The sequence below is a fragment of the Xanthomonas sp. WHRI 1810A genome (genome assembly GCF_040202885.1).
GTDB lineage: Bacteria > Pseudomonadota > Gammaproteobacteria > Pseudomonadales > Pseudomonadaceae > Aquipseudomonas.
The window spans coordinates 167,476-181,975 of sequence record NZ_JBEGED010000012.1 but is presented as its reverse complement, the minus strand read 5'-3'; the positions used below and the strand labels follow the sequence as shown (position 1 = coordinate 181,975).

Sequence of the window (14,500 nt, the reverse complement as noted above, 5' to 3'; positions counted from 1 at the left end):
AGTCCATTCTTCGTCGGTCATTTTTCTGCGCACTGAGCATGAGTGCAGCCGGTATGGAGTGTGTCGGCCGCTTCATATTTCAAGTTTAATCGTTCAGAAAGATGGCGGTAGGCTAGCAATTAGTCTGCCGGTCATTCCTTGATACATCCCAAACATTTGCTATAGCTAACACTCTTACGCCGTACATGAGGGCAATGGAATGTCAGTCGCAAAGAAAATGAGCGTGGGCCAGTTGACGATGTTGACGGCCGTGAACATGTTGGGTTCGGGCATCGTGCTGTTGCCTTCCAAACTCGCCGAAGTCGGCGCCATCTCGATACTGTCCTGGATCATCACCGCCACCGGCTCGCTGGCTCTGGCGTATGCCTTTGCCCGCTGCGGGATGCTCAGCCGGAAGACCGGCGGCATGGGCGGTTACGCCGAATACGCCTTCGGGAAAGGCGGCAACTACATCACTAACTACACCTACGGGGTCTCGCTGTTAATTGCCAATGTGGCGATCAGTATTACCGCAGTCGGTTATATCCAGGTGCTGTTTGATGTGCAGCTCAATTCCCTGCAAGTGGGCCTGGCGACCATCGCGTTATTGTGGATAACCACGTTCGCCAACTTCGGTGGCGCGAGCATTACCGGCAAGATTGGCGCCGTCACCGTATGGGGCGTTATCGCGCCCGTGGTGCTGGTCTCGACCATTGGCTGGTTCTGGTTCGACAGCAGCGTGTATGCCGCGGGTTGGAATCCGCACAACATGGGCTGGTTCGAAGCGGCCGGCGCATCAGTGGCCATCACGTTATGGGCATTTCTGGGCCTTGAGTCGGCGTGCGCGAACACCGACGCGGTGGAGAACCCCGAGAAAAACGTGCCCATCGCCGTGCTGGGCGGAACGTTGGGCGCAGCAGTGATCTACATCGTGTCCACCAACGTCATCGCCGGCATCGTCAGCAACCCGGAACTGGTCGCTTCCACCGCGCCGTTCGGGCTGGTCTTCGCCAAGATGTTCAACCCCATGGTGGGCAGCATCGTCATGGGCTTGATGGTACTGGCCTGCATCGGTTCGTTGCTGGGTTGGCAGTTCACCATCGCCCAGGTCTTCAAAAGCTCGGCCGACACCGGTTATTTCCTGCCGATCTTCGCCAAGGCCAACAAGGCCGGGACGCCGATTGTGGGCATGCTGATTTTGTTGGCGGGGCAGACCGCGCTGGGGTTCCTGACCATCAGCCCGAACCTGAGCAAGCAGTTCGACATTCTGGTGAACCTGGCGGTGGTGACCAATCTGGTGCCGTACATCCTGTCCATGGCGGCGCTGATGACCCTGCAAAAAGTCTCCAACGTGCCGCCGCGCAAAGCGCTGGCCACCAACATCATCGCCTGGATAGCGGCCGCCTACAGTTACCTGGCACTGTACAGTTCCGGCGAGCAGGCGCTGATGCTGGGCGGTGTCGCGACCATCTTCGGCTACACGCTGTTCGGCTTCGTCAACAATCGCCTCATACGCCTGGAAGCGCTGAATAACAGCGTACCGGTGCAGACGGTCAGTGCGCAGCACATTGAAGGTACGCCCATCCCGGTGAACAGCTTGAATTCGCCCACTCTGGAGGTTCGACCATGACGGAAAACAGACATCTGCTTGGCATGCTGGCGTTATTGGTCAGCAGCCCGCCAGACAAGCGCACCGTCTTCGGCCGCGCCCTGAATCAACTGATCGCTGACGTCGAAGAGCGCTCCATCAGCGTGCTGGTCTCGGAAAGCCTGAGCGACGCGACCTCGATCCTGCATTCCGATCCCGCCATTCAGTGTGTGCTGTTGAGCTGGGAAATGGACAAAAGCGAGGGGCACGAGGAGTGCATCAAGCTGCTGACCAATTTGCGCGAGCGCAACACCCGCGTGCCGGTGTTTTTGATCAGCGACCGCAGCACGGCGTCCGGCATTCCGCTGGTGGTCATGCAGCATGCCGACGACTTCATCTGGCTGCCGGAAGACACCAGCCGCTTCCTCAGCGGCCGAATCATGGCCGCCATTGAGCGCTACCGTCAGGCGGTGCTGCCGCCGATGTTCGGTGCGCTGCTCAAGTTCGCGCGTTCGTACGAGTATTCGTGGCACACGCCGGGGCATGCAGGCGGCACGGCCTTTTTGAAGAGCACTGCGGGCCGGGCGTTTTACGAGTTCTTCGGAGAAAACCTGCTGCGCTCGGACCTGTCGATTTCGGTCGGCGAACTGGGCTCGCTGCTGGATCACAGCGGCCCGATTGGCCAGGGCGAACGCTACGCGGCCAAGGTATTTGGCGCTCATCGCACCTATTACGTCACCAACGGTTCATCGATGTCCAACCGGGTCATCCTCATGGCCAGCGTGACCCGTGACCAGATCGCCCTGTGCGATCGCAACTGCCATAAATCCGCCGAGCACGCGATGACCTTGTCCGGCGCAATCCCGACCTATCTGGTGCCCACTCGCAACCGCTACGGCATCATCGGCCCGATCCTGCCGCAAACGTTGAGCGCCGAAGCGGTAAAGGCCGCGATTGCCAACAATCCGCTGGTCAAGGACGGCATCGACCCGACCCCGATCCACGCCATCGTCACCAACTCCACCTACGACGGCCTGACCTACAACGTCACGCGGGTGGAGCAATTGCTCGGGCAGAGCGTTGATCGTCTGCATTTCGATGAGGCCTGGTACGGCTACGCGCGGTTCAATCCGCTGTACAAGGACCGGTTCGCGATGCACGGAGACCCTGCCGACCACGACGAATCACGGCCAACGGTGTTCGCCACGCAATCGACCCACAAACTGCTGGCGGCGCTGTCCCAGGCGTCGATGATTCACGTGCGCAACGGGCGTAATCCGATACCCCATGGGCGCTTCAATGAGTCGTTCATGATGCACGCCTCGACCTCGCCCAACTACGCAATCATGGCATCGTGCGACGTCAGCTCGGCGATGATGGAAGCGCCCAGCGGCCAGATTCTGACCAACGAATCCATTGAGGAAGCGGTCGCCTTCCGCCAGGTGATTTCGCGCATGAAGAGCGAGATGCTGGGCCACGACGACTGGTTTTTCACATGCTGGCAGCCGCCGTCGGTGCAAGTGGACGGGGAGTCGGTGCCGTTTCATCAGGCCGATCCGCTGACCCTCAAGACTGACCCCAATTGCTGGGTGCTGCACCCCAACGAGGTGTGGCACGGTTTTGGTGACATCGAAGACGGCTACTGCATGCTCGACCCGATCAAGGTGTCGGTGCTGAGCCCCGGCATGGGCGACGACGGTCATCTGCTGGATTTCGGTATCCCGGCCTGTGTGCTCACGGCCTACCTCGGGCGGCAGGGGATCGTGGTCGAGAAAACTACCGACTTCACCATCCTGTTCCTGTTCTCCATCGGCATCACCAAAGGCAAATGGGGCACGCTGGTCAACGCGCTGCTGGATTTCAAACGCGATTACGACACCAACCTCGAGCTGGAACTGTGCCTGCCTGACCTGCTGACCGCCAATCAACAGCGTTACGCCGGCATGGGCCTCAAGGATCTGGCGCAGGACATCTTCGCCGCCATGAAGCAGAACAAGACCACATCGACCATGGCCCAGGCATTCGGCATGTTGCCGCAGGCGGAATACAGCCCGGTGGAGGCGTACGAAAAGCTGGTCAAAAATCAGGTGGAGCAAGTGACCCTGGAGCAGGCCGCCGGGCGCATCGTCGCCACCGGTATCGTGCCGTATCCGCCGGGCATTCCGCTACTGATGCCCGGCGAAAACGCAGGCCCGGCCGATGGCCCGTTGCTGGCCTACCTCCGGGCGCTGGAAAGCTTCGACAAATCCTTCCCCGGCTTCACCCACGACACCCACGGCATCGAGAGCGAAGCGGGTGAGTATCGGTTGTTAGTGCTGAAATAACGCCAAACCCTGTAGGAGCCATTCACCCAACCCGAGGCGGACCAAAACCCGTTGGAGCGAGGCTTGCCCGCGAAGAGGCCGCCACAGTCAATAAAACTCCTGTGGCTGAACGACCTTCACGGGCAAGCCTCGCCCCTATAGGTCAATCAGTTGCTCTGAATCTTCTGCAGCGCCTGCTGGGTCAGCGACACGCATTCCCGCGCGCCGTCGTCGTTGTGGCGGCCGCGGGCAGATTCGGCACGGTGAACGGTGGTGTCGACGTCACTTTTAACGGCATCGCTCAGGTTCGGTTTGGCGACTTTGGCGTCTCGGATCTTGCTCAGGTTCATCTGGCACTGGCTGTCGTCGTCATTGGCGAAAGCAGGCAGCGGCAGGATGGCGGCGGTCAGCAGGAGACCAGCGAGCAGGGCGTGTTTCATTGTTGTTTTCCGGATGGCTTGAAGGGCGGCGCCGACGGGGCGCGACCCTGTCATCAGACAGCGAATCGCGACAGGGCGCCATGTCTATTTTGCGCCGTCAGCCTGCGATAGCTTTTCCGGAAAATAAAAAAGGGCCCGAGAGGCCCTTTTTCTGTCAGCACCGGCGTTATGAAACGCCAATGCGTTGCGCCGTGCGCCGCTTCTTCTGCGCGGGCCGGCTGCTTTGCGCCTCCAGCAGATGTGACACCAGAACATCGTTCAAGAATCGAAACTGATCCGTCAGGCCAATCACCTCGTTGCTGAAGTGATGAATGGCCGCGGGCATCAGGAAGTCATCAAAGCGATTATCGCTGATCAACGCTCCTTGCTTGCGGGCGATGACATGCTGTGAGTAGTAGTTTTTGCCGAACGCAGGGAATCTCACGTGCAAGGTAACTTCTCGGGTCATGTCTAGTGCTCCGCAGTGCAAGGATGTTGTCGTGAAAGGTGCTGATAAGTGTCAGCTACTAGGCCCTCAATGGGCCCGTGCCATTACACAGTTTTCATTTTCGTCAGCGGGTCCTGAGGCCTTGGCCGGTTCGAAAAACCTGAGGGCGACGACGTAAGTGGTAAACGCCGACAGTGCCAGGCAAGTAAACAGATGAATCAACATTTTCTGGCCCTCAGTTCGTGTTTGGGTGTGAGGCGATGGTACGCCCCTGAGTTTCAGGCGGAAGGCAAACACACGAATGGTGAATATCAACAGGAATGATGGTCGCCGGCGCCGCGCATCGTTGCGCAATGGCGGACATGAAAAAGGCGCCGCAGCGTGGGCTGTCGGCGCCTTCGTGTGAAGCGCGTGGCACTTAAGCCGGCAGCGATTCGCGGAACCGGTAAGTGGCCAGCCAGCACAGGAGTAACCCTGCGCACGCCAGCAGTCCACCCACCAGCCCGATGTTGGCAACGCCCAATTGACTGATGACCATGCTGCCGAGCAGTGCGCCGCCGCCGATGCCGATGTTGTAGATGCCCGAGTGCAAGGCCATCGCCACGTCGGTGGCATCAGGCGCCATGGCCAGCACCTTGGACTGCATGACCAGGCCGAAGCACATGATCGCAATGCCCCACGCGATGCTCAGCGTACCCAGCCAAGAGGCGTGGCCAGAGAGAGGCCACAGCAACAACAGGCTCAGCGCCAGGGCGCCAATCGAGGTGATCAGCATGCCTCTTGGGAAGCGGTCGTTGTAACGGCTGAAGATGAACGAACCGAGGATGCCGGCGCCGCCGAACAGGAGCAGCAACAGCGTCGTCATCTCGCCGCTCATGTGCGCGACGTTCTGTGCGAACGGTTCGATGTAGCTGTAGGCCGTGAACTGAGCCGTAACCACCAACGCGGTCAGCAGATACAGTGTCATCAGGGCAGGGCGTTTGAACAGGATCGGCAAGCTGCGCAGCGAGCCGGAGTTCTGGCTCGGCAACAGCGGCAACGATTTGATCAGGCACAGCACAGTGATGGCCGCAGCGGCGGCGATGCCCAGGAACGTCATGCGCCAGCCCAGTGCCTCGCCCAAAATTCGACCCAGCGGAATGCCCAGCACCATGGCCAACGCAGTCCCGGTGGACAGCAAACCCAGCGCCTGCACGTGCTTGCCTTCCGGCGCCACGCGCACGGCCAGCGAGGCCGTCACCGACCAGAACACCGCATGCGCAAACGCGATACCGATACGGCTGATCAGCAGCATCACGAAGCTTGACGACAGGCTGGACATGACGTGGCTGGCGATAAAGATCGCGAACACAATCGTCAGCAATCTGCGCCGCTCGATGTTTCGCGTCATCAGCATCATCGGCAGCGAGGTTAGCGAGACGACCCAGGCATACACCGTCAACATCAGGCCGACCTGACCGATCGACATGTCAAAGCTATTACCGATGGCGCTCAGCAGGCCAACGGGCACGAATTCTGTGGTGTTGAAAATAAAAGCCGCGAGGGCCAGAGCGATGACGCTAATCCAACTTCCGGTGCGGACGTCCTGAGTGCTGTTCATTTACAAGTCCGAACTTAAGTAATATCGACGGCCACTGACACCCCTCCAAAAGACCCGCACACAAAAATGCCGCCGAAGGCCAGGGCCTGGGCAGTAGATGAAGTGAGCAAATTATTATGAGTATGAGGAGGTGCAGCGTGATGGGGCGGAGTCTACGCCGCTGTTAACGTTGTCACAACACACCGCTCTAGCCTGCGGGCTACAGAGGACGAATGGCGACGAACGGTAAATCAGCGGTTGAAGGGGCAATCTGGCCGGACCGCCCCGTCACGGCTTTTACTCCGCTTACTTCTTGTCCGGATGCGCGGCCAGCCAGGCTTTCATCTGCGCCATCTCGGCGTCCTGCGCCTTGATGATGGTCTCGGCCAAGGCGCGCATTTCCGGGTCCTTGCCGTACTTGAGCTGAACCCTGGCCATGTCCACCGCGCCCTGATGATGCGGCAACATGCCCTGGGCAAACGCCACATCCGGGTCATTGCTCATGACCCCGTGGTGCATGTCATCCTTCATCCCGCCCATCAACTGCATGTAGTCCTTGTGCATCTGCTGAACAGTGGCGTCATCCGCCGCCAGCACAATCGAAGAGCTGAGGGCGAAGGCGAGGGTCGTGATAGCCAGGATCTTCTTCATAGGGGACTCGTCTGTTTTTTAGTAGGAGTACGCCAGGCGACGCTAATGCTTGCCATTGTGGGAAGGTCAATGGGCAAAGATCAACGGCTTAACGGCCCATTCGATCCGTTACTGCCGCTCATCCAATTGCGGGCACTACCGATGACCCAACGGCCTCTCATCGTCATGCGCGGAAAACCTGCGCCGGACCGGAGAGCAATGATGATTGACGACAACGGACCAGGAAATGCCTACCAAGGCCCAGCCGAGCCCGGTAGCGAAGAAGATGTTTACGATGATATCGGCGAGGACGGCGACAAGGATGGCAATCGGAGCGACGACATTGATATCCCGCAAAACCCACCGGTAGACGAGGCTGAAGAGCCGTCGCCGGGGAGCAGTGCCTGATCGTTTTGTGTTGGATGAGACCCCGCTGATGAGCGGGGTTTTTTTATGCGTCTTGCTTGAGGCGTTTCGCTTTAGTAGGGCAGACAGTGATCTCCCTGTTTGACTCGTCAGCGTGTGGGACCACTCACTTGATGCTGAGAGATTTGTTCAACCTTCCCGCGCGCAACCTTGATCAAATGAAAGACTGAAAACGCATGGTCGCGTTGGCTGCCACTCAACGCATCGGCACTTTCATATGCGGTGGCTGAGGCGCAGCGAAGCAAGTCGTCGACTTCATCGAGCAAGGTTTCAAGGGTTTGGGTTGAAGAATCGTTTTTCATGGTCTCACTCCTAGAGTCATGGAGCTGCCATCGGCCTTCCTACGAGCTTTGGGTGGCAGCTGTGCGCGGGGTAGGAATACCGGAACTCTAGGAACCCGGCCACGCCGAAGCATGCCCGCGCACAGCCACCATGACTGACTGCGAAGCGAATGAACGCTGACAGTCGATACAGGTTGGCACATGCGCACCTAGATAGTTCCGGGTTCCTACGCCCAGGCCGCTGATTTGGCAGCGGCGGGCGCAAGGGTAGCGGCGGCGTGATTGACCTGCAAGCGGCGAAGTATTTCAGAGGGAGCTTCGCGGGCAAGCCTCGCTCCAGCAGGCTGTGCGAAGCCCAGAGAAAATAATTGCGCTTGAAGTCATCAAATTTCAGACAACAAAAAGCCCACGATCAACGCGGGCTTTTCGTAGGGTTTTGGTGGGCCGGGGTAATCTGAACTGGGCTTTTAGCTATTTGATTTAATTGATAAATGTGAGTTCGTAATTTTCTTTGGAATACCAACTGGAATACCGCGAGAAGTTGGATTGAGCGATATGCGTCGTATCCGTATCTTGCAGAGGACGGCCAAAAAGGATCATCTGTTTACTCGAAACCGGGCAAGCTGAGCATGCCGCCTGTGGTGCGTTTGCCAAAGCCGGTGGGCATCAGGAATTTGTGCTTCTTCATCTCTGCGAGTACCGCCAACCATTCGGTTTTGCCAAAGCGCAGTTTGGTGTCGTTCCAGCTATGCATGACTTCGTTCACGATGGCTTCATCGGAAACCGGGCGGCCCTCGAGAATAAAGTCGTTCCATGCGGCATAGAGCGTCACTGTCATTTCGCAACGATCCGTATCCCAGTCCCGCATTAACTCGATGACCTGCTCAATGGTGGTACGTTCAGCGGCCGACCAGGCGCTGCTATACGCCAGCCGATGCTGTCCTGCATGGGAAAGCGGGCGGTAAGCATGGCCAACAGTCTCGCGCTCGATGCGCTCATACCACTGATGGATTTGCATCTCACCTTCGACCTTAGTCATCAACTGGCGATCGTGGGGGCCAGCGGCGTCGCGCAGGTAGTTACCTTGGATCGCGGCGAGCCTGGCCGTGTGTTCGGCCAAATAAATCACCTTCTGCAGCTTGCGTTGGCCGAAGGTGCGAATGCTATGTAGCTGATGAGTGATTTCTGCGGCGAGCAGGGTGCGGGCTACTTGCCGATCCGTGGCGATGGAACCCTGCTGGGCATCTTCAGCGAGGGAGCGTTCGACCAGGGTGCTAGCCAACTGTTCGTTCAACTGGCGGACCTGGGTGAGACGGGTTTTGAGTTGGTCGCAGAGGGCCATTAGTTGGTCGACTTTGGTGACGATGCGCAGTTGTTCTCCGAGCGGTGGTAATGGGAACGCGCATGCTCGAAGTTGGGTCATGTTGATGGAAGCAAGGTTGGTGGTCTGCTTTGATGAGCCCGCGAAATACTTTCTTGCTGAGGCCGAGTTCAGATACATCTCTGCCCAGCGTGGCTCCCAATCCTTAACCACGGCACGCGCCCGGAAAACATGGTTTTGGTTAAGGCACTCGGGCAACTCATCACGCCAAATTGCCGTACGTCCGACTTTGTCCCAATCACCACCTTCTGTAATCAACAGGTCACCGTTCCGAAGTAGGTACTTTTCGACTTCGTCTTCTGGGACTTCGACTTCCTTAATCTGCTCCATTTCCAAGCGTCCACGCTGGACATTTGCCACGCGGAGGTAAGGCTTGGATAGCAGCTTGCGGCCGCTAAGTTTTCGTCCAAGTGTGATACCGCCGGATACATGCAAAACATCATTAATGGTTTGCCACTCCCAGCAGGTAGGGACTTCAAAAGGCGGCTCCGATCGCAAATCAGCAGCCAGATCCTTTTGTTTACGAGCCTTTGATTTTGCCAGATAGTGTTGTTTTTCGGCTTGGATGCGTTTTACAAACTCACTCGCCGGTTCATCGCGGGGATCTTGCGAAACCAATTTACCCATCACGGCCAGTTGCAGCAGAGTTTGTTTGAGGGCGTCGATGCTGGGTTCGGTGGTGAATAGGGTGTGAAAGTGTTCGGCCAGGCGCTGCCAGTTGGCGGCGAAGTCGGTGGCGTCGCTTGTTTGGGTCAGGCTGTCGAGCAGCGCTTGCACCAGTTGGGCGTGGGCGCTTTCGGCGTTGGTCTGCTGGGCTTCCAGGCGGTCGCACAGGGCCATCAGCTCATCGACTTTGGCAACGATGCGGTTTTGTTCTGGGAGCGGTGGGATAGCTACTACAAGCTCATACGCTTCGTTTCGGTTAAGGCCCGGCTTTATACCTTTGCCCAAGGTGTCCAAGCCGAGGGTATGTAAGAGCTTAAATACGTAATCCAGTGAGCAATCCGATGGTGGGATGCAGTAATAGGCTACATCTGTAACGCAGCATCCATTCGCAATACAAAGATTCAGTGCGCCTGCCGATCCTTTCCGGCCAACGACGATGCACGGTGATGCCACGAAGCACTTGTTGTGTGTACCTACAACGCCATTTGATCCGTAAACTGGATATTCGCCAGTATTTGAGCGCTTGTCAGCTGGTAAGTTGTCACCGTACTCAAGAGAGAAAACTTCACCGAACCGCTGCCACTCCCACCCTTCCGGTAACTCGAATGGTTTCTCCTCCTCATCAATTTCCGCCAACAACTTCTGTTTCTTAATTTTTCCTTCAGCGGTTAGCCGCGCCTTTTCCTCCGCAATCCGCTTGAGAAACTCACTAGCCGGCTCATCACTTGGGTCTTGCGGCACCATTTTGCCGCGCACTGCCAGCTCCAGAATCAGCTCACGCAGCTTTTTGATTCCATTTGGCGCACCGGCTAGTAGCGGTAGGTTATCGGTCAACAGCGCAGTCATACTTCGCGCTCCAGGGCTTCAGCTAACACCGCCTTAAGCTGGTCGCGCAGATCATTGATTTCGCCTTGCAGGCTGGCGTAGTTGCGCAGCAGCTCGTTCGGATCATGGCTGATCTGCTCGCCAATATGCGGGTTTTTGCAGTCCAGGTTCCAGTTGCGCGCTTTCAGGTCTTCGACGCTGACCTTCCAGGCAAATTCGCTCTCCGCCCGTGCGGCAAAGCTATCGGCTTCGTTGCCCCACCAGGCTTCTTCGACGGCGAACTCTTCTATGCGCATGGGGCGGGTCTTGGAGTAGTTCTTTACCCCTGTCGGGTACTGGTGTTCGTAGAACCACACTTGTTTGGTCGGTGTGCCTTTGGTGAAGAACAGCAGGTTGGTCTTGATGCCAGTGTAGGGGTTGAACACACCGTTGGGCAGGCGAACGATGGTGTGCAGGTTGCACTCTGTGAGCAGTTTTTCCTTGATGCGGCTTTTGATGCCTTCGCCAAACAGAAAGCCATCGGGCAGCACCACGGCGGCGCGGCCACCGTCTTTGAGCAGCTGCATGATCAGCACCAGAAACAAATCAGCGGTTTCGCGGGTGCGGAAGGCAGCGGGGAAGTTGGTTTCGATGCCATCTTCTTCCATGCCACCAAACGGCGGGTTGGCGACGATGCAATGCACGCGCTCGCTTGGCCCCCAACTGGTCAGCGGTTTGCTCAGGGTGTTGTCGTGGCGGATCTGGTTGGGCACCTCGATGCCGTGCAAGATCATATTGGTAGTGGCCAACAAGTGCGGCAGCGGTTTTTTCTCCACGCCGAAGATGCTGGCTTGCAGGGTACGTTCGTCTTCAGCGGTTTTTACATAGCGGCTGCGCTTGTGCTCGATGGCGCAGGTGAGAAAGCCGCCTGTGCCGCAGGCTGGGTCCATGACCTTTTCGTCCAGCTTGGGGTCGACCATGCGCACCATAAATTCTGTGACCGGGCGCGGGGTGTAGAATTCGCCGGCGTTACCCGCGTTCTGTAGGTCGCGCAGCAGCTGTTCATAGAGGTTGCCGAACTCGTGGCGTTCTTGGGCCTTGTTGAAGTCCACGCCTTCCTGAACCTTGTTTATCACCTGGCGCAGTAGTTGCCCGGACTTCATGTAGTTGTAGGCGTCTTCAAACACGCTGCGCACCACGAAGGCCGATGGCGTGTTGCTGTACTCGTGCAGGTTCTGCAACTGAGGGAATAGGTTGTTATCGATGAAGTCTTTGAGGGCGTCGCCGGTCATGCCCTCCGGATCGGCAGCCCAGGTACGCCAGCGGCAACTGTCGGGAATGGGCGAGCGGTAGTTGTCGTCCATCAGCTCCCATTCCAGCTCGCGGTCATCGAAGATTTTCAAGAACAGTAGCCAAACCAACTGGCCGATGCGCTGGGCATCGCCGTCTACGCCGACGTCTTTGCGCATGATGTCCTGAATGGACTTGATGGTGGAGCTAATGGACATGAAGTTCTCTCAACGCGTACCGCAAGGGGGGCGAAATTCTACAGGATAGCGTGGACGGGTGCTTTGGCAGGTTGTCGGTAGTTGGCCGTTAACTTGCGTAAAGCTCGTCTTCCAGTTCGTGGATAGCCTGGTTGTAGGCAGCCTTGCCGCCGAAGGCCTTCACCAACTCCATAGGCGCACCGAACTGGCTGAAAGGGTCGAGCTGAAGGATTTTGATGTCCTCGATATGCTCGATGCCGGTATCTGCATATTTATCCAGCAACGCTTCCAACACCTGGCGGGCGGCGCCGGAATACTTGGCGAAATAGTTGCGCTTCTTCACCTGATCGGCTCGCTCGCGGCGTGACATGGCAGGCTGATCGAAGGCAACGTGGCAGATCAGATCGAACGGATCGAGCGGTTTGCCCTGTTTCTTTTCCACTTCTTCTGCCAAGGCTTCCCACATCACGCCCTGGAGGGCCATCTCCTCGATGATGACTTTCTTTTGCTCGGCATCACTCCAGCGCCGGAGGAAGTCATCCAGCGAAGTGAACTGCTTTTTTACACAAGTGCGGGTGTAGTCGTGGAGCGATTCGGTTATCAGTCGGCCATCCGGGCCGTAGTACTGCACGCGCTCGGCAACGACGTAAATCGGGACGGTATCAATCACGTACTTAATTCGTTTTTTGCCATCATCCTCGCCGGTGAATTCCAGTCCATCGCCATCCGTATTGTCGCCAGCGCTGATGCCGTCTTCATCTGCAAGTGGATCATCCGGAGGTACGGGCGAGTCATTGGCATCGGGGGCGTAGATCACCACCGGATCACCGTCGAAGGCCGGGTCGGCAAACAGCTCGGTGGCCTTTTTGAAGTCCATGATGGTGAACCAGTACTTGCCGTATTCCTCGTTGATGCGAGTGCCACGACCGATGATTTGCTTGAACTCGGTCATCGATTTAATGTGCTGGTCGAGCACGATCAGCTTGCAGGTCTGAGCATCGACGCCGGTGGTCATAAGCTTGCTGGTGGTGGCAATCACCGGGTAGCGCTCTTCAGGGTTGATGAAGTTATCCAGCTCGGCCTTGCCTTCCTGATCATCGCCAGTTATACGCATGACGTATTTGCGATTCTCGGCCACTCGCTCGGGGTTTAGGTTGACCAGTGCCTGGCGCATGCGCTCGGCGTGGTTAATGTCGTCACAGAAGACGATGGTTTTCTGAAACGGATCGGTGGCCTTGAGGAGTTCGGTTATCTTCTGCGCTACAAGCTGGGTACGCGCCTCGATAACCAGAGTGCGGTCCATATCCTTAAGGTTGTAGATGCGGTCTTCGATCCGCTCGCCGTTCTTATCGAGCATGCCTTTGGGCGGACGCCAGCCTTGCAGGTCTTTGTCGAAGTCGATGCGTACCACTTTGTAGGGGGCGAGAAAGCCGTCTTCGATGCCTTGCTTCAAGGTGTAGCTGTAAATCGGCTCACCGAAGTAAGTGATGCTGGATACTTCTTTGGTTTCCTTTGGCGTGGCGGTAAGGCCGACATGGGTGGCGCTGGAGAAATAATCGAGGATTTCACGCCAGGCGGAATCCTCGGAGGCGCTACCACGGTGACATTCGTCGATCACGATCAGGTCGAAGAAGTCGCGGGAGAACTGCTTGTAGATGTTCATCTCTTCATCAGTGCCGGTGACGGCCTGATAGAGCGACAGGTAGATTTCGTAGGAGGTATCGATCTGGCGTTTGGCGATTTTGGTCATCGCCTGGCCGAAGGGCTTGAAGTCGTTGTTCTTGGTCTGGTCGACCAGGATGTTGCGGTCGGCCAGAAACAGGATGCGTTTCTTCTGTTTCGATTTCCATAGCCGCCAGATGATTTGGAAGGCGGTGTATGTTTTTCCGGTACCCGTGGCCATCACCAGCAGGATTCGGTCCTGGCCGCGCGCCACAGCCTCGACGGTGCGGTTGATGGCGTTCATCTGGTAATAGCGCGGCATGCGCCCGGAGCCGTCGTCGTAGTAGGGCGCTTCGATCTTGTGTTGGGCTGTCGTATCTAGCCCCTTCCACTGGCAGTAGCGGTGCCAAAGTTCGGCAGGGCTGGGGAATTGATCAAGGGTAAGTTCGGTTTCTACCTGGCCGCCTGTGCTACTGCGGTCATGAAACAAGAAGCCATCGCCATTGCTGGAGAACACGAACGGTACGTCCAGCGCCTCTGCATAGCCCAGAGCTTGCTGCATGCCGGAGCCAACGGAGTGCTTGTTGTCCTTCGCTTCGATTACAGCGATAGGCAGGTTGGCTTGGTGGTAGAGGATGAAATCTGCACGGCGGGCTTCGCCACGGCTGTGAAGTTTACCCCGGACGATAATGCGGCCTTTGGTAAAGCTAACTTCCTCGCGCACCTGCTTGTGCATGTCCCATCCAGCTTGCTGGACGGCTGGGGCAATGTACTTGCTGCAGATGTCCCGCTCGGAAAGCGACTTTTTGTCCATAACCCCAATTCCCTTTCAAACCGGCTTGGTAGC

General features: G+C 57.4%; 11 protein-coding genes. 3 read left to right on the top strand and 8 right to left on the bottom strand.

Translation table 11 applies throughout. The features are described from left to right. Positions 1 to 199 precede the first annotated feature (199 nt). Both potE and ABQX22_RS18510 read left to right on the top strand, forming a co-directional pair. Positions 200 to 1,609, top strand: a complete 1,410-nt coding sequence (gene potE / locus ABQX22_RS18515) for a putrescine-ornithine antiporter (RefSeq protein ID WP_349801321.1) — start codon at positions 200 to 202, stop codon at positions 1,607 to 1,609. Continuing rightward, positions 1,606 to 3,891 (top strand): Orn/Lys/Arg decarboxylase N-terminal domain-containing protein, encoded by a 2,286-nt coding sequence (locus tag ABQX22_RS18510; protein ID WP_349801320.1) that lies wholly within the window; start codon positions 1,606 to 1,608, stop codon positions 3,889 to 3,891. Before potE ends, ABQX22_RS18510 begins: the two co-directional genes overlap by 4 nt. A gap of 146 nt (positions 3,892 to 4,037) precedes the next feature. On the opposite strand, the gene ABQX22_RS18505 is transcribed toward ABQX22_RS18510, so the two are convergent. From ABQX22_RS18505 to copM, 4 genes are all read right to left on the bottom strand, one after another. Continuing rightward, positions 4,038 to 4,310, bottom strand: coding sequence for a hypothetical protein (locus ABQX22_RS18505; RefSeq protein ID WP_349801319.1), 273 nt, complete (start codon positions 4,308 to 4,310; stop codon positions 4,038 to 4,040). Positions 4,311 to 4,476: 166 nt separating this feature from the next. Continuing rightward, positions 4,477 to 4,758: a hypothetical protein gene (locus ABQX22_RS18500; RefSeq protein WP_349801318.1), complete on the bottom strand. Its 282-nt coding sequence runs from the start codon at positions 4,756 to 4,758 to the stop codon at positions 4,477 to 4,479. Positions 4,759 to 5,155: 397 nt separating this feature from the next. After that, positions 5,156 to 6,337: a sugar transporter gene (locus ABQX22_RS18495; protein ID WP_349801317.1), complete on the bottom strand. Its 1,182-nt coding sequence runs from the start codon at positions 6,335 to 6,337 to the stop codon at positions 5,156 to 5,158. A gap of 285 nt (positions 6,338 to 6,622) precedes the next feature. Beyond that, positions 6,623 to 6,967 carry a CopM family metallochaperone gene (gene copM / locus ABQX22_RS18490; RefSeq protein ID WP_349801316.1) on the bottom strand — a complete coding sequence of 115 codons (345 nt, stop codon included), beginning with the start codon at positions 6,965 to 6,967 and terminating at the stop codon, positions 6,623 to 6,625. 69 nt (positions 6,968 to 7,036) lie between these two features. On the opposite strand from copM, the gene ABQX22_RS18485 reads away from it, so the two are divergent. Beyond that, positions 7,037 to 7,354: a hypothetical protein gene (locus ABQX22_RS18485; protein ID WP_349801315.1), complete on the top strand. Its 318-nt coding sequence runs from the start codon at positions 7,037 to 7,039 to the stop codon at positions 7,352 to 7,354. Positions 7,355 to 7,461: 107 nt separating this feature from the next. Here the strand turns inward: ABQX22_RS18485 and ABQX22_RS18480 are convergent, their stop codons facing one another. From ABQX22_RS18480 to hsdR, 4 genes are all read right to left on the bottom strand, one after another. Further along, a complete protein-coding gene (locus tag ABQX22_RS18480) occupies positions 7,462 to 7,674 on the bottom strand; it encodes a DUF6124 family protein (RefSeq protein ID WP_349801314.1) in 213 nt (70 codons plus the stop codon). Positions 7,675 to 8,257: 583 nt separating this feature from the next. Then, complete coding sequence (locus ABQX22_RS18475; RefSeq protein WP_349801313.1) at positions 8,258 to 10,546, bottom strand: restriction endonuclease subunit S; 2,289 nt, start codon at positions 10,544 to 10,546, stop codon at positions 8,258 to 8,260. Next, a complete protein-coding gene (locus ABQX22_RS18470) occupies positions 10,543 to 12,012 on the bottom strand; it encodes a type I restriction-modification system subunit M (protein WP_349801312.1) in 1,470 nt (489 codons plus the stop codon). Before ABQX22_RS18470 ends, ABQX22_RS18475 begins: the two co-directional genes overlap by 4 nt. An 88-nt stretch (positions 12,013 to 12,100) precedes the next feature. Further along, positions 12,101 to 14,467, bottom strand: coding sequence for an EcoAI/FtnUII family type I restriction enzme subunit R (hsdR, locus tag ABQX22_RS18465; protein ID WP_349801311.1), 2,367 nt, complete (start codon positions 14,465 to 14,467; stop codon positions 12,101 to 12,103). Between the last annotated feature and the right edge of the window lie 33 nt (positions 14,468 to 14,500).